General features: G+C 48.7%; 23 protein-coding genes. 13 read left to right on the top strand and 10 right to left on the bottom strand.

The annotated features are described in order from the left end of the window. Positions 1–2 precede the first annotated feature (2 nt). The 3 genes from T325_RS00345 to T325_RS00335 are packed head-to-tail and all read left to right on the top strand — an operon-like array spanning position 3 to position 3,783. Positions 3–1,172, top strand: coding sequence for an ABC transporter permease (locus T325_RS00345; protein WP_231622161.1), 1,170 nt, complete (start codon positions 3–5; stop codon positions 1,170–1,172). Next, positions 1,156–2,421 (top strand): ABC transporter permease, encoded by a 1,266-nt coding sequence (locus tag T325_RS00340; RefSeq protein ID WP_036909499.1) that lies wholly within the window; start codon positions 1,156–1,158, stop codon positions 2,419–2,421. Before T325_RS00345 ends, T325_RS00340 begins: the two co-directional genes overlap by 17 nt. Positions 2,422–2,433: 12 nt before the next feature. Beyond that, on the top strand, positions 2,434–3,783 hold the full coding sequence (locus T325_RS00335) for an alanine/glycine:cation symporter family protein (protein ID WP_036909497.1): 1,350 nt from the start codon (positions 2,434–2,436) through the stop codon (positions 3,781–3,783). A 164-nt stretch (positions 3,784–3,947) separates the two neighbouring features. On the opposite strand, the gene T325_RS00330 is transcribed toward T325_RS00335, so the two are convergent. The 7 genes from T325_RS00330 to T325_RS00300 form a co-directional block, all read right to left on the bottom strand. Beyond that, positions 3,948–5,066, bottom strand: coding sequence for an Mrp/NBP35 family ATP-binding protein (locus T325_RS00330; protein WP_036909495.1), 1,119 nt, complete (start codon positions 5,064–5,066; stop codon positions 3,948–3,950). A gap of 35 nt (positions 5,067–5,101) precedes the next feature. Then, the gene (gene trmB / locus T325_RS00325) at positions 5,102–5,872 is read right to left on the bottom strand and encodes a tRNA (guanosine(46)-N7)-methyltransferase TrmB (protein WP_036909494.1); all 771 of its coding nucleotides are present in this window, start codon (positions 5,870–5,872) and stop codon (positions 5,102–5,104) included. A 180-nt stretch (positions 5,873–6,052) separates the two neighbouring features. Beyond that, a complete protein-coding gene (locus T325_RS00320; protein ID WP_091768666.1) occupies positions 6,053–6,577 on the bottom strand; it encodes a DUF805 domain-containing protein in 525 nt (174 codons plus the stop codon). Between the two features lie 7 nt (positions 6,578–6,584). Beyond that, positions 6,585–7,601 carry a branched-chain amino acid aminotransferase gene (locus T325_RS00315; protein ID WP_036909490.1) on the bottom strand — a complete coding sequence of 339 codons (1,017 nt, stop codon included), beginning with the start codon at positions 7,599–7,601 and terminating at the stop codon, positions 6,585–6,587. A gap of 82 nt (positions 7,602–7,683) precedes the next feature. Then, the gene (gene xseB / locus T325_RS00310) at positions 7,684–7,872 is read right to left on the bottom strand and encodes an exodeoxyribonuclease VII small subunit (RefSeq protein WP_036909489.1); all 189 of its coding nucleotides are present in this window, start codon (positions 7,870–7,872) and stop codon (positions 7,684–7,686) included. Then, on the bottom strand, positions 7,869–9,038 hold the full coding sequence (gene xseA / locus T325_RS00305) for an exodeoxyribonuclease VII large subunit (protein ID WP_036909487.1): 1,170 nt from the start codon (positions 9,036–9,038) through the stop codon (positions 7,869–7,871). The genes xseB and xseA overlap by 4 nt, the downstream gene beginning before the upstream one ends. Then, positions 9,028–10,488 (bottom strand): S8 family peptidase, encoded by a 1,461-nt coding sequence (locus T325_RS00300; protein ID WP_231622160.1) that lies wholly within the window; start codon positions 10,486–10,488, stop codon positions 9,028–9,030. The genes xseA and T325_RS00300 overlap by 11 nt, the downstream gene beginning before the upstream one ends. Positions 10,489–10,579: 91 nt before the next feature. Here T325_RS00300 and T325_RS00295 point away from each other — a divergent pair, with 91 nt between their 5' ends. Genes T325_RS00295 through T325_RS00255 form a run of 9 tightly spaced genes read left to right on the top strand, consistent with a single transcriptional unit; the run spans position 10,580 to position 18,098 of the window. Further along, positions 10,580–11,944, top strand: coding sequence for an MATE family efflux transporter (locus T325_RS00295; RefSeq protein ID WP_036909485.1), 1,365 nt, complete (start codon positions 10,580–10,582; stop codon positions 11,942–11,944). Then, a complete protein-coding gene (locus T325_RS00290; protein WP_036909484.1) occupies positions 11,925–12,539 on the top strand; it encodes a cytidylate kinase-like family protein in 615 nt (204 codons plus the stop codon). The genes T325_RS00295 and T325_RS00290 overlap by 20 nt, the downstream gene beginning before the upstream one ends. Then, positions 12,539–13,042 (top strand): metallophosphoesterase family protein, encoded by a 504-nt coding sequence (locus T325_RS00285; protein WP_036909483.1) that lies wholly within the window; start codon positions 12,539–12,541, stop codon positions 13,040–13,042. Before T325_RS00290 ends, T325_RS00285 begins: the two co-directional genes overlap by 1 nt. A 3-nt stretch (positions 13,043–13,045) precedes the next feature. Continuing rightward, positions 13,046–14,182 carry a dTDP-glucose 4,6-dehydratase gene (gene rfbB, locus T325_RS00280; RefSeq protein ID WP_036909482.1) on the top strand — a complete coding sequence of 379 codons (1,137 nt, stop codon included), beginning with the start codon at positions 13,046–13,048 and terminating at the stop codon, positions 14,180–14,182. After that, a complete protein-coding gene (locus T325_RS00275) occupies positions 14,183–14,482 on the top strand; it encodes a sigma factor-like helix-turn-helix DNA-binding protein (protein ID WP_036909481.1) in 300 nt (99 codons plus the stop codon). After that, positions 14,479–15,684: a formate-dependent phosphoribosylglycinamide formyltransferase gene (gene purT / locus T325_RS00270; RefSeq protein ID WP_036909480.1), complete on the top strand. Its 1,206-nt coding sequence runs from the start codon at positions 14,479–14,481 to the stop codon at positions 15,682–15,684. Before T325_RS00275 ends, purT begins: the two co-directional genes overlap by 4 nt. Next, positions 15,665–16,078 (top strand): sugar 3,4-ketoisomerase, encoded by a 414-nt coding sequence (locus tag T325_RS00265; RefSeq protein WP_177172082.1) that lies wholly within the window; start codon positions 15,665–15,667, stop codon positions 16,076–16,078. The genes purT and T325_RS00265 overlap by 20 nt, the downstream gene beginning before the upstream one ends. Continuing rightward, complete coding sequence (locus tag T325_RS00260; protein ID WP_036909476.1) at positions 16,066–17,007, top strand: GNAT family N-acetyltransferase; 942 nt, start codon at positions 16,066–16,068, stop codon at positions 17,005–17,007. The genes T325_RS00265 and T325_RS00260 overlap by 13 nt, the downstream gene beginning before the upstream one ends. After that, a complete protein-coding gene (locus T325_RS00255) occupies positions 17,004–18,098 on the top strand; it encodes a DegT/DnrJ/EryC1/StrS family aminotransferase (protein ID WP_036909474.1) in 1,095 nt (364 codons plus the stop codon). The genes T325_RS00260 and T325_RS00255 overlap by 4 nt, the downstream gene beginning before the upstream one ends. A 132-nt stretch (positions 18,099–18,230) precedes the next feature. On the opposite strand, the gene T325_RS00250 is transcribed toward T325_RS00255, so the two are convergent. The 3 genes from T325_RS00250 to T325_RS00240 are packed head-to-tail and all read right to left on the bottom strand — an operon-like array spanning position 18,231 to position 20,994. Beyond that, positions 18,231–18,824 carry a LutC/YkgG family protein gene (locus T325_RS00250; protein WP_036909472.1) on the bottom strand — a complete coding sequence of 198 codons (594 nt, stop codon included), beginning with the start codon at positions 18,822–18,824 and terminating at the stop codon, positions 18,231–18,233. Positions 18,825–18,851: 27 nt separating this feature from the next. Then, positions 18,852–20,225, bottom strand: coding sequence for a lactate utilization protein B (locus T325_RS00245; RefSeq protein ID WP_036909470.1), 1,374 nt, complete (start codon positions 20,223–20,225; stop codon positions 18,852–18,854). A 31-nt stretch (positions 20,226–20,256) separates the two neighbouring features. Further along, positions 20,257–20,994 (bottom strand): (Fe-S)-binding protein, encoded by a 738-nt coding sequence (locus T325_RS00240; RefSeq protein ID WP_036909469.1) that lies wholly within the window; start codon positions 20,992–20,994, stop codon positions 20,257–20,259. A 174-nt stretch (positions 20,995–21,168) separates the two neighbouring features. Between T325_RS00240 and T325_RS00235 the strand changes: the two genes are divergently transcribed. Beyond that, the gene (locus T325_RS00235; protein WP_036909991.1) at positions 21,169–21,888 is read left to right on the top strand and encodes a Bax inhibitor-1/YccA family protein; all 720 of its coding nucleotides are present in this window, start codon (positions 21,169–21,171) and stop codon (positions 21,886–21,888) included. Positions 21,889–22,053: the final 165 nt, after the last annotated feature.

Genomic DNA, 22,053 nt, shown 5'->3' with positions numbered 1-22,053 from the left:
AATTGAAGTATCTATCGCAAATATGGCTGATAGCAAAGCGTGAATGTAGGATTCTTCGCAAGAATACTATTTACGGCTTCTGTATGGTCGTGTTCCCGCTGCTGGCGCTGGTGTTCTTCACCTCGCTGATGGGGGAGGGACTGCCTCAGGACATGCCAGTAGGAGTGGTAGATCTCGACAATACAAGTACCACGCGCGGCATTATCCGACGCCTTGACGCCTTTCAGAGTTCGCAGGTGGTGGCGCATTATCCCAGTGTGGCCGAGGCGCGCAAGGCTGTTCAGGAGAACGAGATATACGCCTTTCTGTATATCCCCAAGGGAACGACCGACGACCTATTGTCTTCGCGGCAGCCTAAGATATCCTATTATTACAACATGGCCTCAGTGATGTCGGGCACACTGCTGATGAAAGACCTGAAGACCATCTCTACGCTCGGCTCTGCGGCCGTTGGGCAGGCCACGATGCGTGCCAAAGGCTATACGCAGAGTCAGATACAGACCTTCCTGCAGCCCATCCGCATTGACCTGCACCAGATTGCCAACCCGTGGACCAACTACAATATGTACCTCTCGACGGTGTTTGTGCCAGGTGTCATGATGCTCTTCATGTTTCTCATATCAGCCTATTCGCTAGGTATGGAGCTAAAGTTTGACCGCGGTAAGGAGTGGCTTCTGAAGGCCGACAATAACATTGTGGTAGCCCTGTCTGGCAAGTTCCTGCCTCAGGCACTGGTGTTTCTGGTGCTGATATTCTTCTATGAGTTCTATATCTACGATATCCTCCACTTCCCCCATGTGGGAGGCTGGTGGCGCATCGTACTGTTGGCGCTGCTCGAGGTGTTTGCCTCGATAGGCTTTGGCATCTTCGCCTTCGGACTGATGCCGTCGCTGCGCATGTCGATGAGTATCTGCTCGCTGTGGGCTGTGCTCAGCTTCTCACTGGCAGGCTCGGCTTTCCCTGTGATGGGTATGGACACGCCGATACAGGCGCTGACGTGGCTCTTCCCCCTGCGTCATTACTATATGCTCTATCAGATTACGGTGTTCAATGGCTATCCGTTTATCGACGCGTGGTTCCACCTTGTGGGACTGGTGGCCTTCATCCTCATGCCGTGGTTTGTCATCAGTAAGATTAAAAACGCAATGCTCACCTATGTCTACATTCCCTAACATACTGAAGTGGCTGAACGATGTCGCCTATGTATGGCGTCAGGAGATGAAGCAGGTGTTCCGCGACGAGGGCGTGCTCATATTCTTTATCATCGTACCCTTGATATATCCGCTGCTCTATTCGTGGATATATAATAATGAGGTGATCCACGAGGTGCCTGTGGCGGTGGTCGACCAGTCGCACTCCCAGCTCTCGCGCCAGTTCATCCGTATGTGCGATGCCTCGCCCGATGTGCATGTGACTTATTATGCCGAGGATCTCGACGATGCCCAGTCGCTTGTGAGCCGTCAGGTGGTGAAGGGTATATATCTCATACCTGAGGACTTCGCAACAAAACTGAATCGCATGGAGCAGGGCACCGTCAGTGTGTACTGCGACATGGCGCTGATGCTCACCTATAAAGCCATCTACCAGACCGCCATGATGGTAAGTCAGCAGATGGGCGCAGAGATACAGAAACAGGTGTCGGGCAACTATACCGCTCGTGAGGATATGATCACCACGCGTCCGCTCGATTTTGAAGATGTGCCTATCTTCAACCCCAGCGCAGGCTATGGCTCGTCTATTCTGCCTGCAGTGCTGATACTTATCCTGCAGCAGACACTGGTGCTGGGTATCGGACTGGCTGCTGGTACGGCTCGTGAGCGCAACCGTTATGGCGACCTCATACCTATCCATCCCTGTTATAGCGGGGTGGGGCGCATTGTCAGTGGTAAGGCACTGGCCTATCTCATGGTCTATGCTGTGATGGGCGCTTTCCTCACACTGGTTGTGCCTCGGCTGTTCCACTTCCCACAACTGGCCTCGTGGCAGAATATGCTTGCCATGATGACACCCTACGTCTTGGCCTGCGTGTTTTTCGGCATGACAGTCTCGTGCCTGGTGCGCTATCGTGAGAACGTCATGCTGATTGTGGTGTTCGTATCACTGCCGCTACTGTTCCTCAGTGGCATCTCGTGGCCGCAGTCCAACATTCCAGGCTATTGGCAGGGGGTGTCGTGGCTCTTTCCGAGTACCTATGGCGTCAGGGCTTTCGTGCGAATGAACACGATGGGCGGTACGCTGGGCGACGTGGCTCCTGAGCTGCGCTATCTCTGGATTCAGGTGGCTGCCTATATGGGAGCAGCCTGTCTGGTGTATGGCCATCAGCTGCGCCTCTCAAATCAGCATGCCAAGGAGCGCCTGGAGTATCTGCGACGTAAGAAGGCTGTGCGCAAACAGTTGAAGGAGACGATAATCAAACATTAAACAAAATACGATATGTACTGGCTCAACGAATTCCTGACTGAACTCAGTGGCCTGCTATGGGGATGGCCGATGATCATCCTCCTGTTGGGTACGCACCTGTTTCTCACCATCCGCCTGCGTTTCCCACAGCGTTATATCTTCAAGGCCATCCGCCTGTCGGTCAAGAAAGACCCTGACGCCACTGGAGACGTGTCGCAGTTTGGCTCGCTGGCCACAGCCCTTGCTGCCACCATCGGAACGGGTAACATCGTGGGTGTGGCTACAGCCATTGCCCTTGGAGGACCCGGCGCCGTACTGTGGTGCTGGCTCACGGGCGTGTTCGGCATCTCAACGAAATATGCCGAGGGCCTGCTCGCCATCAAATATCGTGTCAAGACTCCAAAAGGCAAGATGCTTGGCGGTCCCATGTATGCCTTGGAGCGTGGCTTGGGGTGGAAGTGGCTTGCTGTGCTCTTCGCTCTATTTACTGCCATTGCCTCGTTTGGCATCGGTAATACCGTTCAGGCTAACGCCATCGCTACTGTGGCTCATGAGTCGTATGGCATATCGCCCTATATCACGGGTGTGTTCGTCTGTCTGATGACGGGGGCTGTGATTCTCGGCGGCGTGAAGAGCATCGCCCGTGTGTGCGGCATGCTGGTGCCTGTCATGGCCTTCCTCTATATCCTGGGCTGTGTGTATATCCTCTTCGTGAATGCAGAATATCTGTGGCCTGCCCTGCAGCTCATCTGTCGCGCTGCTTTCAGTCCTGAGGCCGCTGGTGGCGGCTTCATCGGCTCTACGGTCATGATGGCCGCCCGCTTTGGTATTGCCCGTGGACTCTTCTCCAACGAGAGTGGTATGGGTTCTGCTCCCATCGTGGCAGCAGCTGCTCAGACGCGCAACCCTGTGCGTCAGGCCCTCGTCTCGTCGAGTGGTACCTTCTGGGACACCGTGGTCATCTGCGCCCTGACAGGACTGGTCATCGTCAGCAGCGTCATAGCCTATCCTGACATCTCATTCGCAAACGGCGCCACCCTCACCAAGGCAGCCTTCTCTAAGATTCCCGTAGTGGGAACGCCTCTGCTCACGTTCGGTCTGCTCACCTTTGCCTTCTCAACCATCCTGGGCTGGTGCTACTATGGCGAAAGGGCTGTGGAGTATCTGAAGGGAAGGCGCTGGGTCATCGCGTTCCGTGTGCTTTATATGCTGGCCGTCTTTGCAGGCAGTATCATGAACCTCGCCGTGGTGTGGAACCTCGCCGACTGTATGAACGCCCTCATGGCCATCCCTAACCTTGTGTCGCTACTCTGCCTCAATGGTATCCTCGTCCACGAGACCCGTAAGTACCTCTGGCGTCACCGACTTGACGAGGAAATGTAGTTTTCCGTTCTTTTCTCCGTTGGAAAACGTTGTTTTCTCCTAAGGAAAACACTGTTTTCTCAGTAAGAAACCACCCTTTTCTAACCGAGAAAACAGTGATACCTGACGTGTCCACCATATCTGTAGGGGCAGAAACTAATGTGTCGTTCTCGAAATGTGTGTGCTTAGTCCTTGCCGACAATCTTGGTCTTGGGCTGTTCTTTGTTGCGACGGTTCACAACAGTGACAACAGCCTGAGCCAGATTGATGAAAGCCAGACCTGTGGCGCTGTCGTTGTTGAGAGCGGCAGGAGTTCCTGCATCGCCATTGTCGCAGATGCTCTGAACCAATGGTATCTGGGCCAGCAGGGGTACTTGCATCTCTTCAGCCAGTTGCTTGCACCCTTCCTTACCGAAGATGTAGTAACGGTTCTCTGGAAGTTCGGCAGGGGTGAACCATGCCATGTTCTCGATGAGGCCGAGGATGGGTACATTCACCTTGTCGTTGCGATACATATCGATACCCTTGCGAGCATCGGCCAGGGCTACCTGCTGTGGGGTGCTGACGATGACGGCTCCTGTGATGGGGAGCGTCTGAAGGAGTGTCAGGTGAATGTCGCTGGTGCCTGGAGGAGTGTCGAGGATGAAGTAGTCGAGCTCGCCCCAGTCAGCATCGGCAATGAGCTGCTTCAAAGCGCTTGTTGCCATGCCGCCACGCCAAAGGGTGGCTGTGGTGGGTGAGACGAAAAAGCCGATACTCAAGAGCTTGACACCGTATTTTTCGACTGGCACGATGAGGTCGCGACCGTCTTTCTTGATGGCGTAGGGACGCTCGTCTTCTACATTGAACATCTTTGGCATGGAAGGGCCGAAGATATCGGTATCGAGCAGACCGACCTTATAGCCGAGGCGTGCCAGGGCGATGGCCAGGTTGGCGGAGACAGTGCTTTTTCCAACGCCTCCCTTTCCAGAACTGACGGCAATGATATTCTTCACGCCAGGCAGCATCTGTCCGACCTCAGGGCGTGGAGCGGTCTTGAACTCAGTCTCGATAGTGACCTCGACGTCTTTGCCGCAGTGGTATTTAATAGCTGCCTCGGCAGCCTTAACGGTAGACTTCAGGAATGGATCGGTGTCGCGAGGAAACTCGAGCACAACCTTTACTTTCCATGGCTGGCCCTCTTGCTGGGGCGCTGATACAGCAGGGGTATCGGCCACCATGCCGCTTTCTACAAGGTTCTTCTTAGTGCCGGCATACGTCACCGTTGCCAGGGCATCCATAATCAATTGGGGATATAACGTCATTTCTTACTTTTTTACTATTTTACCTGTTTACCCTTTTATTTCGCTTTTTCGAGGCTGCTGCGCTTAGAGCGATGGTAGGAACGGTAGTCGTCGAGTTCTATTTCTACATCGGGCTCTTTGAGTTCACCTGTGCGTGGTAGCTGCCATTTCTGGTATTTGATGTTCAGACCGCGGGCTATCCACATTGACTCATAATAGGTCTGGATGGAGAGAATATTCTTCGTGCCTTCGTCGATACGCTCATCATGGTAGAGGTCTTCTGTGCGGAAGACGACGGGCAGTCGGTTGCCGTCTACCATATAGGTGGTGTAGGTGAAGAGGAAGTTGGAATCGGTCTTCAAGTGAATAAGACCACCGTCGACCAGGAATTTGCGATAGCGCTCCATGAAATAGGTAGATGTGAGGCGCTTGCGGGGGTTCTTCATCTGAGGATCGCTGAAGGTGAGCCAAATCTCATTTACCTCATCTTGCGCGAAGAAACGTTCGATAATCTCGATGTTGGTGCGAAGGAAGGCCACGTTCTTCAGTCCTTCGTTGAGAGCCTGGGTGGCTCCAGTCCACATGCGGGCTCCCTTGATGTCGACGCCAATGAAGTTGACATCGGGATAGAGTTTTGCGAGTTCCACGGTATATTCTCCCTTTCCACACCCGAGCTCGAGCACGATAGGGTTGTTGTTCTTGAAATATTGCTCATGCCAGTGACCTTTCATCTCGAAGGGCACATTCTCTATTACTGAATACGGATATTGGAATACGTTTTCATACGTTTCCATGTCCGCAAATTTAGCTAACTTACCTTTTCCCATAATTAAAATTGTGCTGCAAAGTTAGTGCAAATCGAGTGAAATACCAAATAAAACCGTTTTTTTTTGTATTTCCGAGATGCAGCCTAACTTCGAGCGTCAGCTCAAAGGTACGTCTTTCTTTTGATATACGCAAATATTTGTCAACAAAAAAGCCCCGCTGGAAGCGAGGCTTGATTTCTGTTATTCGATAACGTATTTGGGTGAGTCGCCATACTTGTTGGGGCCTGGCGTACTGTCGAACAGACACATGATAATCACGATGAGCGCAAAAATGCTGTGGATAATAGACATGAAACCTATGCCTGCAATCTCACCAAAACTGTTCATCATGATTTTCTCTACGGCATGCTGACTGAGCGCACCGTAACTGGCTTCCTCTATCAGTTCGTTCATAGCTGCCGATGTAGAAAAAAGCAACTGGAACGCACAGCCCATGGCATAACTGATGTAAACCCAAAGGGCACTCTTGCCTGAGTCTTGCAGTCTGCGGGCAGTGGCTGAAAGGCCAAAGAACATGCAGATGATGGATAGAACGGCGTTCGCCAGCAGATTGTTGGCAAACATGGAGATAATCCATCCAACGACAATGACAACAAGCATCCACCACCAAAACTCAGAGCGACGGCTGCGACCTTTGAAATCCAGAATACGACTTGAGGCCAGTTTGATAGCCTCTATGAAGTCAAGTTGAGGTAATGCTCTCATACGACGATTATTCAATGACTACGGTTGTCCAACCATGTTTGTCTTCAATCTCACCATACTGAATGCCACGAAGGGTGTCGAAGAGTTTCTTTGACTGGGGACCTGGCTTGTCGCCGAAAGAGTAGCGCTTGCCTGTGTCGAGGTCGTCGATATATGAAATAGGTGAAATAACAGCTGCTGTTCCGCAAGCACCTGCTTCCTCGAAGGTCTCGAGTTCTTCTTCTGGAATTGGACGGCGCTCTACCTTCATGCCCAAATCCTCAGCCACCTGCATCAATGACTTGTTGGTGATAGAGGGCAGGATAGAGGTTGATTCCGGTGTTACGTAAGTGTTGTTCTTAATACCAAAGAAGTTGGCGGCACCACACTCGTCGATGTACTTCTTCTCCTTGGCATCAAGGTAGAACTCACAGGCATAGCCCTTCTCGTGAGCCAGATTGTTGGCAAAGAGAGAAGCGGCATAGTTGCCACCTACCTTATATTTACCAGTGCCAAGAGGTGCACTGCGGTCGTAGTCGCGAACAATGACATAAGGATTGCTTGAGAATCCACCCTTGAAGTATGGGCCAACGGGAGTAACGAAAATCAGGAAGCAGTACTCCTTAGCAGGATGAACACCTACCTGGGCACTGGTACCAATCAGTAATGGACGGATATAGAGTGTGGCTCCGCTCTCGTATGTGGGAATCCACTCCTGGTTCAAACGAACAACCTTCTTCACCATCTCAGTGAACAGTTCGGTAGATACTTCGGGCATCATGATACCACGGCATGTTGACTGAAGGCGGGCGGCATTCTCCTCAACGCGGAACACACGGACCTTACCATCGGGGCAGCGATAGGCCTTCAGACCTTCGAAAGCCTCCTGACCATAGTGCAGACAGGTAGCGGCCATGTGCAGCTTCAGATACTCATCGGAGCATACTTCGATTTCGCCCCATTTGCCGTCGCGATAGTAGCAACGTACGTTGTAGTCGGTCTTCATATAACCAAACGACAGACTAGCCCAATCTAAATTTTTCATTGTAACAATCTTTTTATAAGTTTCAAATTCTCTGCAAAAGTACACATTTTCATATTAAATTAACAACTTTTTCCCATAAAACTTACGAATCTGATAGTATTTTCTTGATTTCCTCGTCTGTTTTGGTCAGTTTGTCCTTACAGAGCCTGATAAGTTCCTGGGCACGCTTCAGTTGTTCTGACATCTGGTCGATGTCAAGTTCATCGTTCTCCATCTTGCGTACGATGGACTGTAGTTCCGCAAAGGCGGCTTCATATTTGATATCTTTCATTGGATGATGGATTTGATGGTTCCTTTCTCTATTCTGGTCTCTATCTCGTCGCCTTTCTGTAACTGTTGAGGATCGCGCACTGCCTTGCCGTTGTGGAGCGTGATGCTGTAACCTCGCTTCAGAAGCACCTGAGGGTCGAGCGACCGGGTCTTCTCTTCAAGTATCTCCAGCCGATGGCGCTTTTCTGCGATATTCCGCATCAGAATCATGGATATCTGATTGTAAAGAGTATCGATTTTTGCCTCTTGACGAGTCTTTACGATAGAGAACAAGCGGGTGATGCGCTCTTGCGAATCATTGATGACTTCAAGCACTTCCGACAGATGTGAAATAAGGAATTCAGCAGCAGCGGTAGGTGTTTTTACTCGTTGGAAGCTGATCATGTCGAGGATGCTCTCGTCGCGTTCATGACCAATGCCTGTGATAATTGGTAAGGGGAAGTTGGCTACGTTTTCTGCTAAAGCCAATGTGTCGAAGCCCGACATGTCGCTGGTGGCACCACCTCCACGGATGATGACTACGCAATCGAACTCGTCGGAGACGGCATTGATGCGGTTCAGGGCTTGAATAATACTCTGTTCTACGCCCTCACCCTGCATGGTGGCAGGGAACAGCCATGTCTGAAACTGAAAACCGTAGGCGTTGTTGCTAAGCTGATTACAGAAGTCGCCATAGCCTGCTGCTGTCTCGCTGGAGATGACGGCAACATGTTGGCAGAACAGGGGAAGTGAAAGCTCTTTCTGTAAATCAAACACGCCCTCTTCCTTGAGCTGGCGGATAATCTCCTGACGCTTGCGGGCCATATCGCCAAGGGTGTAGGTGGGGTCGATGTCGGTTACGATCCAGGAGAAACCATAAGCTTCGTGGAACTGGGCATAGACCTTTAGCAAGACCTTCATGCCTGTATGGAGTTGCTGACCAGTTGTACGTTCAAAATATGGTCTGACGACTGTCCATTTCGATGCCCAGCATTTAGCGCTGGCCTTGGCTATTGGAGTTGCTGTCCGCTCGTCTTTCTCGATGAGTTCCATATAGCAATGACCTCTTGACTCGCGGCATTCAGACAGTTCTGCCTCTACCCAATATTCATCAGGCAGTTCGCTCTCGATGGTCTCTCGCAACAACCGATTCAGCTCAAACAGCGATATGTGTTTTTTACTTTTCACTGTCCAGTCTCCCTATCATGTAGGCTCTCCAAAAATTGGGAATGCCATAACCATAGATGTTATCAGGCTTTTCATAACCATTGCTGGTCTGGCGCACCAGACTGATGATTTCTAATGCCGTCTTCTGTGGGAAAGCCTGCCACAGACAGGCTACGAGCCCTGCCACGATAGGCGTAGAGAATGAAGTACCCATATCTCTTACGATGAAGCCCCGCCCAGATATCAGAGAGGCAGGACTGCCCAGAGCCATGACGTCGGGCTTGACTCTGCCGTCCTGTGTCGGCCCGACACCGCTGAAGGGCGCATTCTTCCCATCTGTGTTGAGGGCGCCAACCGTCAGTATGTTGTTGGCATCAGAAGGAAAAGTGATTTTCTTCCAAGGTCCCATGCCTGAATTACCTGCAGAATTGACAAGGATAATGCCTTTCTGTGCCAGCATCGAGGCCGTACGGCTGATGAGGGCTGTATGACCGTCGAGGTCGTGCTGGTGATAATAGTTGGGAAGGTTATCGTAGTCGTTGTATCCGAGACTGGAGCTGATGATGTCGGCACCAACGGAATCGGCAAATTCAGCGGCCATAGCCCAGTAGTCTTCTTCTACGGGCTGTTCTGTCTGTTGGTCTTCACAACGCAAGAGCCAATAACGGGCTTCTGGTGCTGTGCCTACCATAACCTCTGGCTCGTTGGCTGCCATCGCTGAGAGAACTTTTGTGCCATGATCGGTCTCTTGGTAGAAATGAGAGCTCCTTGGGTAGACAAAGTCCTTGGCGCCTATGATGTTGGCATGTCGGAAAGCTGAGATGACATCGCAATTCATGAAACCTCCGTCGAGCACAGCAATGGTCATGCCCTTACCTTTGTGACCCAGATTATGAAGTCGCTGGCCCATCAGCATGGTGATTTGCTCTAAACCGTTTCCGTAGTATTCAGCCTTGATACTGTCCCAGGGATTAAATGACTCATGTGCTTTTTGCTTGATGGTGCGCGAGATGCTATCCGGAGAAGTCCATACCAACTCTGCCTTTCTGACACAGTCGAGGGCACCCAAACGGTTGAAGACAGTTGTGTCGTTGGAGCGTACAAGCACGGTGTTGTTCCATCGGCTTGTGCCTATGATGGTACATGCTATCATGCCTTTTCGCTTTTCTCTGATGCGGTCGTCAGACACCTTGTCGAACATCTTCAGGTATCTGTTGCTGACGGGAAGGTCGGTAGAGTCGACTTGTAAACCTTGCTTTTTTCTGCGTTCTACTGATTTGTGTGAGAGCCAGCGGCCTGGGTGGTCGATAGAGTAGGAAGATCCCTGCTTGTCTTTCAGCGTATAGCGCCAGATATAGAATTTCCCACCAGGATATTTTATCTTGGGACTGTTGGCCGCACTGGCTTCTGGCATCCATGGCAGCGCAAAAAACAGAGATGCAATCAATAAAAACAGACTTCTTAGATGCATAACGACTGCAAAGGTACGAAGTTTTTTTTAAATTGTCGCTTATCTCGAAAAATATTCGTACCTTTGCACCATATTTTAGTTAGGTATAAGAATGAAGGATAATAAACAGGCTGCACTCGAGTTGGGACAGAAACCCGTTGGACGACTGCTTTGGCAGTATGCCCTGCCTGCCATTGTGGCCATGACGGCGTCAAGCCTCTATAATATAATCGACCGTGCGATGATTGGTCAGATTGTGGGTCCGGAGGCCATTGCTGGTCTGGGCATCACTTTCCCGTTTATGAATCTGAGTGCCGCTTTCGGAGCTGCGGTAGGCGTGGGCTCCTCAGCATGTATCAGTGTGAAGTTAGGGCAGCAGGACTATGATGTTGCAGAGAATCTGTTGGGCAATACCATCACGCTGAACCTGATTATTGGCTTCCTCTTTATGGCCGTTAGTCTGATATTCATCGACCCGATATTACGGTTCTTCGGCGCCTCGGATGTGACGTTGCCTTATGCCCGCGAGTTTATGACTGTGATTCTGTTGGGCAACATGGTGACGCACATGTACTTCGGAATGAACGCCGTGCTTCGTGCGGCTGGCAAGCCCCGTCATGCCATGTATGCCACACTGTTTACAGTGGGAATGAATATTCTTCTGGTAGTAACCTTTGTGTGGTGGTTCCGCTGGGGTATTCGTGGTGCGGCTCTGGCTACGGTCTCGTCGCAGTCGATGGCTCTCTGCTGGCAGATGTGGATATTCTCGAATAAGAAAGAACTGCTGCATCTGAAGAAAGGAATCTATAAGCTGAAGAAAGACCTGGTAAGGAATATCATCTCTATCGGTATATCCCCCTTTCTGATGAACGCCACGTCGTGTGTAATCGTGATTTTCATGAACAACCAGTTTGTGCATTATGGTGGTGATATGGCTGTGGGAGCCTACTCGATTGCCAACTCGATGGTGATGGTGTTCTTTATGTTTGTGATGGGTGTGAACCAAGGTATGCAGCCGATAGTGGGATATAATTACGGCGCTGAGAAATTTGACCGCATGTTCCGTTGTCTGTGGCTGACTATTGCCTGTGCTACAGGCTTCCTGCTGGTTGGTTGGGCGTTGTCGATGCTCTTCCCACGTGAGATAGCCCGTATCTTTACTACAGATCCGCAGTTGATAGAACTCTCGGCAAAGGGTCTTAAGATAGATATGCTGGTGTTCTTCGTAGTGGGTTCACAAGCTGCTATTACCCACTTCTTCCAGAGCATTGGCAAGGTGAAGGTGTCAATATTCCTTTCACTTTCGCGTCAGCTGATTCTGCTGTTGCCAATGGCTTATGTGTTCCCGTTGTTCTGGGATCTCGACGGTGTGTGGTATGCCATGCCCGCCAGCGACTTCGGGTCGTTTGCGATGACTATCCCTATGCTTATGTGGTATATGAAAAAAATCAAGGCTTATGGACAATATAATCATTAATGTAGGCAGACAGTTAGGAAGTGGAGGTCATGACATAGGACGTATGCTGGCACTCGACTTTAATGCTAAGTATTATGATCGGGAGTTGCTGAACCTGGCGGCCAAGGAAAGCGGTTTCTCAGAGAAGATCTTTGAAGAGAACGACGAGAAGAAAGGTTTCTTGCGTGGCTTGCTGAATGTGCAGACACCACATCTGGGCGGAGGTAATCTTTATAAGTCAAACTTCTCGCAGGAGAGTTTGTTTCAGTTCCAGAGCGATGCTATTCGCAAGGCAGCAAAAGAAGGTAGTTGCGTGTTCGTGGGGCGTTGTGCCGATTATATCCTGAGGGATTTCAAGAATGTGGTGAATATATTCGTTACCGCCTCTATGGATTTCCGTATCAATCAGGTGATGGTCAAGAGAAACATCACTCGCGAGGAGGCGCGCCACTTTATTGAGCATGGTGAGAGCCGCAGAGCGCAATACTATAATTACTATACAGGCAAGAAATGGGGAGCTGCTGAGAGTTATGACTTGTGTATAGACTCCAGCATTCTCGGACTCGTGGAGACTGAGAAACTGATTGCCGACTTTATCCGTAAGCGTTTCAGATAATGAAGAGAATCGGTATATTGAGCGATACCCACAGCTATTGGGACGAGAAGTATCTTCATTACTTCGAACCTTGTGATGAGATATGGCATGCTGGCGATATTGGTAGCGTAGAGGTGGCAGAGAAACTGGCAGCCTTCAGACCCTTCCGCGCTGTATGCGGTAACTGTGATGGGGGGGACCTGAGACTGATGTATCGCGACATAAACCGCTTCAAGTGTGAGGATGTGGATGTGCTGATTAAGCATATAGGCGGTTATCCCGGCAACTATGATTCAAGTGTCCGCTCCATGCTTTATGCCAGTCCGCCACAGCTTTTTATTACGGGGCATTCGCATATACTGAGAGTTAAGTACGACAAAACACTAGGTTTACTCCATGTAAACCCTGGGGCTGCTGGCATGCAAGGCTGGCATAAGGACCGCACGATTGTTCGCCTCACGATTGACGGCAGGGATTTTAAAGACATGGAGGTCATTACATTAGGAGATAATAAAACAAAATAATATATGAAAAGAACTATTGTTATTACTGGTGGTGCAGGCTTTATCGGAAGCCATGTGGTACGTCTGTTTGTGAACAAGTATCCCGAGTATCACATTATTAACCTCGACAAACTGACATATGCAGGAAATTTGGCAAACCTCAAAGATATAGAAAACAAGCCCAACTACGAGTTTGTTAAGATGGATATCTGCGACTTCGAAGCATTCTACAAGTTGATGCAGGATAAGAAGGTGGATGGTATCATCCATTTGGCTGCAGAAAGCCATGTAGACCGCTCTATCAAGGATCCCTTTACCTTTGCCAAGACAAATGTGATGGGTACCCTGAGTCTTCTCCAGGCCGCTAAACTTTACTGGGAATCGTTGCCTGAGAAGTATGAGGGCAAACGCTTTTATCATATCTCTACCGATGAGGTCTATGGTGCGCTTGAACTGACTCATCCTGAGGGTATCGAACCTCCATTCACCACAACAGCCAGCAGCGCAGAGCATCATCTGGCTTATGGCGACAAGTTCTTCTTGGAGACCACAAAGTATAATCCCCATTCACCATATTCGGCATCTAAGGCTTCAAGCGACCACTTTGTGCGCGCATTCCACGATACCTACGGCATGCCAGTAGTAGTAACCAACTGCTCGAACAACTATGGCCCTTATCAGTTCCCTGAGAAGCTGATACCTCTTTTCATTAATAACATCCGTCATCGCAAGCCGCTGCCTGTTTATGGTAAAGGCGAGAACGTACGCGACTGGCTGTATGTAGAGGATCATGCACGTGCCATCGATGTGATTTTCCATGAGGGAAAGATTGCTGATACTTATAACATCGGTGGCTTCAACGAATGGAAGAACATCGATATCATCAAGGTGGTGATAAAGACCGTCGACCGTCTGCTAGGACGCAAGGAGGGCGAGGATATGGATCTGATAACCTTCGTAACCGATCGTGCAGGCCATGACCTCCGTTATGCCATCGATTCAACAAAATTGCAGAAAGAACTCGGTTGGGAGCCCAGTCTGCAGTTCGAGGAGGGCATTGAGAAAACCGTACGCTGGTATCTTGATAACCAGGAGTGGCTTGACAATGTAACCTCGGGTGATTATCAGAAGTATTACGATAACATGTACGCAAATAGATAAGTGGATAAACTGACTCAATCTCTCCATTCCTTCCTGGTGCGTATCGGTATGACGCCTGGAAGTATCAGTCCTCAGATGGAACACTATCTGGAACATCTGCTCTATCTTCTTCCGCCAGAGGAAGAGGAGGCTGTGACTCATTATTACGGCCTTTTCGGCACACAGCGCTATTCGTTACAAGAGATAGCTGCTGAGTTGCACTTGTCGCAGGAAGATGCCATGGAGCGCATTGACCAATGTGTCAGGAAACTGGCTATAACCCCAGAATGGCAAATGATGAAACAAAGTTTAAAGATATGAAGAAAATATTGCTTTTAGGCTCAGGTGAACTCGGTAAGGAGTTCGTGATAGCCGCTATGCGTGCTGGACAGTACGTGATTGCTTGTGACCGTTATGATAATGCGCCGGCCATGCAAGTGGCTGATGAGCGTGAAGTGTTCTCTATGCTTGATGGCGACGCTTTGGAAGCTGTTGTCAATAAGCATAAGCCCGACATCATCGTGCCAGAGATTGAGGCCATCCGTACGGAGAGGCTCTTCAAGTTCGAGGAGCAGGGTATTCAGGTGACACCTTCTGCCCGTGCCGTGAATTTCACCATGAACCGTCGTGCCATCCGCGACCTGGCTGCTAAAGAGCTGGGACTGCGTACAGCAAAATATTTTTATGCTAAGACTTTTGAGGAATTCAAGGCTGCTGCCGATGAGATTGGTTTCCCCTGTGTGGTGAAACCCTTGATGTCGTCATCTGGTCATGGTCAGAGCTATGTGCATAATGATAGTGAACTGGAGCAGGCTTTCAAGGAAGCGATGGAGGGAAGCCGTGGTGATGTGAAGGAGGTAATCATCGAGGAGTTCATCGATTTCGATTCTGAATTTACCTTGTTGACAGTTACACAGAAGAATGGTTGGCCTACACTGTTCTGTCCGCCCATCGGACACGTGCAGAAATCGGGAGACTATCGTGAGTCATGGCAGCCATATAAGATTTCTGATGAAGCACTGAAACAGGCTCAGATGATGGCTGATAAGGTGACGAAAGCTCTTACAGGTGCTGGCATCTGGGGTGTTGAGTTCTTCTTGACAAAGCAGGGAGAGGTCATCTTCTCAGAACTTTCTCCACGTCCGCATGATACTGGTATGGTGACATTGGGACATACCACAAACCTCTCTGAGTTCGAACTTCACTTCCGTGCAGTCATGGGACTGCCTATCCCAGCCATCCATCTGGAGCATGCTGGAGCCAGTGCGGTGATTCTTTCTCCCGCAGAAGCATCGAGCCCTGTAGACCGTTCGCTGTTGCCTTATAACTTGGATGAGGCTCTGAAGGAGGACCGAACTCGTATTCGTATCTTCGGTAAACCCGAGGCTCATAAGGGACGCCGTATGGGTGTCGTACTCTGTTATGGTGAAGTGGGTGACGATGTGAATGCGCTCCGTGATAAAGCTAAGCGTCTGGCAAAGACTGTCTTAGGTACCGATCCCTATGCCAAGCTTGGACATTAAGATATTCGACCTGCCAAAGATTACAGACCCTCGTGGTAACCTAACAGTTGCCGAGGGTCTGGATATTGTTCCGTTCGACATCAAACGGGCTTATTGGGTTTATGATGTGCCTGGTGGCGGTAGCCGTGGCGGACACGCCCATAAGCGCCTGCGCCAGTTCGTTGTTGCGTTAAGCGGCTCTTTCCACGTAACACTCGACAATGGCTATGAACGAAAGACGGTGCTTCTGAATCATCCTTATCAGGGACTGTTGATTGACACTGATATCTGGCGTACGCTGGATGATTTCTCTTCTGGCGCTGTATGTCTCGTACTTGCCTCTGAACATTTCGATGAAGAGGATTATATCTATGATTACGATGAGTTCCTGAAATACATAGGATGTTCGAGATAAAGCGATATACGCCTGACTGTGCAGACGAATGGAACCGATTTGTCGCAATGTCGAAGAATGGTACGTTTCTGTTTGATCGTGGATACATGGACTACCATTCAGACCGTTTCAACGATCATTCGCTGATGTTCTACGACGCGAAAGGGCTTTTCGCTCTCTTGCCTGCCAATGCCGGAGATGGTGTGCTTTATTCTCATCAGGGACTGACTTACGGAGGATTGGTAACAGATGGGCGTGCTACGACAGAGGGTGTATGCCAGCTGTTTCGTGAGATGAATGACTATCTTCGCACTGTCGGATTCAGACAGGTGGTGTATAAACCTGTACCTTGGATCTACCACTCATTGCCTTCTGAGGAGGACCTTTATGCGCTTTTCGTTGTGTGTCAGGCCCGTTTAACAGGGCGCGACGTGTCTTCTGTCATTCCGTCAACAGACAGTCTGGCCTGGCGTCGTGACCGTCGTTATGCAGCTAATAAGGCCTGCAGAAATGGTGTCGTTGTTAGTCAGAACGATGATTATCATACTTTCTGGCATATCCTGACTGAAAATCTCCAGACAAGGTATGGACTGTTGCCTGTGCATACGCTGAATGAGATGCTCCTTTTGAGAGAGCGCTTTCCTCTGCATATACGACTTTATACGGCCACTAAAGATGGTGAGATGCTAGGAGGTACGGTGTTATATCTCTGTGGAAAGACCATGCATTCGCAATACATTGCCTCTACACCTGAAGGCAAGCATCTTCACGCAGTGGATGCTCTGTATGAGCGCATATTGAAGACGGATTTTCCTCAGGAGAGCGATTTCTTCGATTTCGGGAAGTCTACTTTAGGGTACAGCTACGACCTCAATGGGTCGTTGATGTCCCAGAAAGAGGGCTTCGGCGCCCGAGCTGTTTGTTATGATACATATGAATGGACGCTATGATCAGATATCTCGATTTGAAACTCATTAATGACAAGCATGATGCGGAATTGCGCCAGGCTGTAAATGATGTGCTGGATAGTGGATGGTATCTGAAAGGCGAGGCGACTAAACGTTTCGAGGCACATTATGCGAAATATATCGGCAGTCGCCACTGCATCGGTTGTGGCAACGGGTTGGATGCTCTGATGCTGATACTCCGTGGTTATATGGAGTTGGGTGTCATGCAGTCGGGAGATGAGGTTATCGTGCCAGCTAATACATATATTGCTTCAATACTTTCCATTACGCAGTGTGGGTTGAAACCGGTATTGGTTGAACCAAGATTCGACACGCTGCAAATAGATGATGCCCGAATTGAAGCTGCAATTACAGAGCGAACCAAGGCCGTCATGATAGTCCATCTTTATGGTCGATGTGCCTATACGACTCGTATAGGACAGATATGTCAGAAGTATCAGTTGAAATTGATTGAGGACAACGCCCAGGCTCACGGATGTGTTTTTGGAGAACGGCGAACGGGCTCTCTAGGTGATGCCGCAGGGCATAGCTTCTATCCGGGTAAGAATCTTGGTGCGATGGGTGATGCCGGGGCTGTAACCACAGATGATGATGATTTGGCTGAGGTAGTAGTAGCACTTGGAAGTTATGGGTGTCGTCAGAAATACATACATGACTATCAGGGGCGAAACTCGCGTATCGATGAAATCCAGGCAGCTGTGCTCGACGTGAAACTGAAGTATCTCGATGCCGAGAATCGTCGTAGAAAGGAAATTGCTGCTATGTATATTAATAAGGTGGAGAATCCGTTGATTCATATGCCTGTGTCAGACCGTGCCAGTGTTTGGCATATCTTTCCCGTCTTTTGCGAACATCGCGATGCTTTGCAACAGTATCTTCAGAGGGGCGGAGTGGAAACACAGATCCACTATCCCATACCACCTCATCAGCAGAAGTGTTATCGTGAGTGGAGTCATCTTTCGTTCCCCATTACAGAACAGATCCATCAGCAAGAACTCAGCATTCCCTGTCATCAGGCCATGACAGACGAGGATGTAAACCAGATTATAGATCTGCTTAATATGTTTTCATAGAGAACGACTTGTATATTCATAATCTCTATAAAAACAAAACAACTTGTTTTGTCTTCGTTCAGATAGTCTTTTACAGTCAAAGAAACTATCTCCTGCAAGGTAAAACAAGTTGTTTTACTTTTGAGAATATTATCACTCAGGTAGCAGGAGAATAGTTGCACTACGTGCAGCTTGCGCTCCCATCACCAAGACTTGAGCAATGTCTGCCGTTTTCGACGGTCCGCTGATGAACACGCCATAGCCATCGTACTCTTTGTCGAACTCGATGCGTTTGTAGGCCTCGTGCATGTTATTCACTATCTGACTCTTAGGCAGTAAAATGATCAGATTCTCGGAGATAAAGCATACAGCCTTCTCTTTCATCGTCTGGGGTGTCCATACGCAGGCGTTTTCTGCCACGCCGAACTTGCCTCGGATGATGCCCACATCCGTTCCATTCAGGTCTCTGGCTCGTCCTACGCTATCGGGATTTCTTGTGGCGATAGTAATCTCTGGTAGGTTAGACGCAATCTCCTTGGCGTCGGGATAGAGTTCTTTCACGATGGTGTTAATATCTTGTCCTTCTTTGATCTCTATCACATGGCCGCCTACGGCCTCTGTCATCTTGATGAACTGTATCAGTGGATCGGGGTAGGTGATGGCCTTGATGTCATCGAGCGAAGGCATATCGAATTTCTGTTGTATGTTTGCCCTGTACTTTGACAGAATACTTTCTTTACTACTCATAACCGTTCTTTTTTCAGATTCTACTTCTTACTTCACTTTTCCTTTTTTCCACAATGAATGGAACGTCTCCTTTGGGAATTTCATCATCTCATGCCCCTCAGCCCATGGGTTCAGTTTTATGTTCATCAGAGGTGATGGGATGAAGTTTGCCATGAAGGCCATTGAGGTAGCGGTATTGTAAACACCGCTACTGCCATAGAGCACTCCCATTCCTTTACATATCAGTTTCTTTTCAGGATTGGCTGTGCCAAAATCGTCAAGTTGCTGGCGCCACATATAAATCTGGTCGCCAAGATTGACTTTGGCCGGACAGACGGTTTGACAACTGTTACAGAGCGTGCAGGCACTCACGTTGCCAGAGTGCTCCTGAGGATTACGCAGCATACCGAGGTTGATGCCGATAGGACCTGGGATGAAATAGCTATAGCTATAACCACCACTGCGACGGTATACAGGGCAACTGTTCATGCACGAACCGCAACGGATGCATTTCAGTGCTTCCCAGTGGTCGGGATTGCCAATCCACTCGCTTCGCCCGTTGTCCACCAAAATGATATGCATGGGGACTGCTGTAGGGCGAGCTTTGCGGAAGTGACTGGTATAGGTTGTTGTCGGTTGTCCAGTACCTGCTCGGCATAGCATACGCTGGAAAACTGCCAAACAATCATAGTCGGGGATGACCTTCTCAAGTCCGATAGCGGCAATGTGTAATTTCGGACAGGAGGTCGACATGTCGGCATTACCTTCATTGGTACAGACCACAATGTCACCAGTAGAAGCTATGCCAAAGTTAGCGCCAGTCATGCCGGCATCAGCTGTAAGAAACTCATTACGCAAACTCAGACGAGCTCTGTAGGTAAGGTATGTTGGGTCGTGGTTGCCTTTCTCGGTTGAGATGCCTTTTTCTTCAAACAGCTCGCCTACGTCGTCGTGATTCAGATGGATGGCTGGCATCACAATATGACTCGGCTTTTGACCCTTCAATTGAATGATGCGTTCTCCGAGATCAGTCTCTACGACCTCAATGCCTTTCGACTCTAAGTAAGGGTTCATGTCGCATTCCTCTGTGAGCATTGACTTCGACTTAACCATCTTCTTCACATTGTGCTGTTTTAGAATGCCATATACAATCTCGTTGAATTCTTCTGCATCCTTGGCCCAATGAACGATACAGCCGTTCTTCTCTGCATTGGTAGAGAATTGATCGAGGTATTCGTCTAGGTGAGTAATGGTATGGCGCTTAATGGCACTGGCCTTCTCGCGCAGTTGCTCCCACTCGTCTAAGCCGTATGCCATATTGTCACGTTTGGTGCGCACTGACCAGAAGGTGGCGTCATGCCACTTGGCGTATGTCTGGTTCTTTAGGAACTCTTTTGCCGCTTTACTATGTGATGTACTCATGTCTTTACCTTAATTTAATTATACTATATCGTTAAAGGCCTGCTGCGAGAATCTCTACAACATGTTTGAATTCTATGTTTAGACCTTCTTTCTTTGCAACACCTGCCATGTGCATTAGACAGGAACAGTCTGGCCCTGTCACATATTCGGCTCCAGTCTGTATATGACGTTCAACTTTGTCTCTTCCCATTTGTGCACTGATGGCTGTCTCTTCAATAGCGAACATCCCGCCAAAGCCGCAGCATTCATCGGGACGCTCGGGCTCAACCACCTGAATGCCGTCAACCAGTTCAAGTAAATCTTTGATTTTGTTGAACTTAGGAACATTTTCCTCACTGGACGAGCTCAGGCCAAGTTCGCGAACACCATGACAGGAATTGTGTAGACTGACCTTGTGAGGAAAAGTGCCTAGGCGTTGGTCTACTTTGACGACATCATGCAGAAATTCAACAATGTCCATGATTTTATCAGAGGTTGTGCATTGGTGCTTACCTTTCAAAAGGCGTGGATAGTTCAGCTTTATAAATGCAGTGCAACTGACTGATGGTGCGACCACATAGTCAAAGCTCTTGAATTTTTCCTCAAACTTCTCGGCCAGAGGTGTGGCTTGGTTCTCAAAACCTGCGTTAGCCATTGGCTGACCGCAACAAGTCTGATTCAGAGGATAGTCCACATCAAGCCCAAGATGTTTCAGTATCTTGTATGCTGCAACACCCACTTGCGGGTATACCACGTCTACATAACAGGGAATAAATAGTCCAATCTTCATATTCGTAGTTTGATTTTTTAGTTATTCGTGGGTACAAATATAGTGAAAAAGTTCCAAAAATACTAATTATTCGGTATTTTATCTCTCTGTTTTATGTTTTATTAAAAGTAAATGTTTACCTTTGTGGCATCATATTTGCAGATAGATTATTGAATCAAAGAAAACTTTATGAGTATGAATTATAATGAATTGAATTTTAATGGTATGACTCGGGAGCAGGAGCTTTCGATGTCTTCAGCTTTTCCGGTATTAATGCGGAAAGTGTATGTATGGATGACGCTGGCTCTAGTCCTGACGGGCGTTACCGCTTATGGCGTAGCTACATCTCCTGGTATTATGACGACGCTGTTTACAAATCGTATCCTTTTCTGGGGTTTGCTTATTGCAGAATTTGCATTGGTTATAGGTATTAGCGCAGCTATTAATAGGTTGTCTTTGACTACGGCTACATTGATGTTTGTGCTGTATTCTGTCATCAATGGCGCGGTGCTATCATCAATCTTCATGATTTATACATTGTCAAGTATTGCCAGTGTGTTCTTTATCACCGCTGGTACGTTTGCTGTGATGGCACTTATTGGTTATACCACAAAGACCGATCTGACCTCTATGGGTAAGATCCTGTTTATGGCACTGATTGGTATTATCATTGCCACTATCGTGAATATATTCCTCAAGAGTTCTGGTTTGGAGACTGTGGTAAGCTATCTGGGCGTGCTCATCTTTGTAGGACTGACGGCATATGATTCTCAGAAAATCAAGAATATGTTGCAGATGGCGCCCGATGCAAGTGAAGGGGCTCAGAAGCTGGCTTTACTTGGTGCGCTGACTCTTTATCTCGACTTTATTAATCTCTTCATTTATTTGCTTCGTATTTTTGGGCGACGAGAATAAGTCTCGCGTACATTATATATAATATATAAAGAATAGTGATATTTGTAATGATTCCCGAAAACTTTAATGTTTTTGGGAATTTTTTCTTTTAAAAATTTGGAGGGTATTGATATTTGTTGTACCTTTGCACTCGCTTTCGCTCAAAAACAGGGCTGAGGCACAAAA

Source organism: Prevotella sp. FD3004, assembly GCF_000746155.1.
Classification (GTDB): Bacteria; Bacteroidota; Bacteroidia; order Bacteroidales; family Bacteroidaceae; genus Prevotella.
Note: the sequence above shows the minus strand (reverse complement) of the source record. Positions and strands in the feature narration are given on the sequence as shown.

Excerpts from the sequence above, each read along its gene's own strand:
- T325_RS00285 (WP_036909483.1), top strand. The coding sequence starts at position 12,539 with ATGAAGAGAATCGGTATATTGAGCGATACCCACAGCTATTGGGACGAG.
- T325_RS00340 (WP_036909499.1), top strand. The coding sequence starts at position 1,156 with ATGTCTACATTCCCTAACATACTGAAGTGGCTGAACGATGTCGCCTAT.
- T325_RS00295 (WP_036909485.1), top strand. The coding sequence starts at position 10,580 with ATGAAGGATAATAAACAGGCTGCACTCGAGTTGGGACAGAAACCCGTT.
- T325_RS00235 (WP_036909991.1), top strand. The coding sequence starts at position 21,169 with ATGAATTATAATGAATTGAATTTTAATGGTATGACTCGGGAGCAGGAG.
- xseB (WP_036909489.1), bottom strand. The coding sequence starts at position 7,872 with ATGAAAGATATCAAATATGAAGCCGCCTTTGCGGAACTACAGTCCATC.
- trmB (WP_036909494.1), bottom strand. The coding sequence starts at position 5,872 with ATGGGAAAAGGTAAGTTAGCTAAATTTGCGGACATGGAAACGTATGAA.
- T325_RS00315 (WP_036909490.1), bottom strand. The coding sequence starts at position 7,601 with ATGAAAAATTTAGATTGGGCTAGTCTGTCGTTTGGTTATATGAAGACC.
- T325_RS00260 (WP_036909476.1), top strand. The coding sequence starts at position 16,066 with ATGTTCGAGATAAAGCGATATACGCCTGACTGTGCAGACGAATGGAAC.
- T325_RS00330 (WP_036909495.1), bottom strand. The coding sequence starts at position 5,066 with ATGACGTTATATCCCCAATTGATTATGGATGCCCTGGCAACGGTGACG.
- T325_RS00290 (WP_036909484.1), top strand. The coding sequence starts at position 11,925 with ATGGACAATATAATCATTAATGTAGGCAGACAGTTAGGAAGTGGAGGT.
- T325_RS00250 (WP_036909472.1), bottom strand. The coding sequence starts at position 18,824 with ATGAGTAGTAAAGAAAGTATTCTGTCAAAGTACAGGGCAAACATACAA.
- T325_RS00255 (WP_036909474.1), top strand. The coding sequence starts at position 17,004 with ATGATCAGATATCTCGATTTGAAACTCATTAATGACAAGCATGATGCG.
- T325_RS00265 (WP_177172082.1), top strand. The coding sequence starts at position 15,665 with ATGCCAAGCTTGGACATTAAGATATTCGACCTGCCAAAGATTACAGAC.
- rfbB (WP_036909482.1), top strand. The coding sequence starts at position 13,046 with ATGAAAAGAACTATTGTTATTACTGGTGGTGCAGGCTTTATCGGAAGC.
- T325_RS00240 (WP_036909469.1), bottom strand. The coding sequence starts at position 20,994 with ATGAAGATTGGACTATTTATTCCCTGTTATGTAGACGTGGTATACCCG.
- T325_RS00320 (WP_091768666.1), bottom strand. The coding sequence starts at position 6,577 with ATGAGAGCATTACCTCAACTTGACTTCATAGAGGCTATCAAACTGGCC.
- T325_RS00245 (WP_036909470.1), bottom strand. The coding sequence starts at position 20,225 with ATGAGTACATCACATAGTAAAGCGGCAAAAGAGTTCCTAAAGAACCAG.
- purT (WP_036909480.1), top strand. The coding sequence starts at position 14,479 with ATGAAGAAAATATTGCTTTTAGGCTCAGGTGAACTCGGTAAGGAGTTC.
- T325_RS00300 (WP_231622160.1), bottom strand. The coding sequence starts at position 10,488 with ATGCATCTAAGAAGTCTGTTTTTATTGATTGCATCTCTGTTTTTTGCG.
- T325_RS00335 (WP_036909497.1), top strand. The coding sequence starts at position 2,434 with ATGTACTGGCTCAACGAATTCCTGACTGAACTCAGTGGCCTGCTATGG.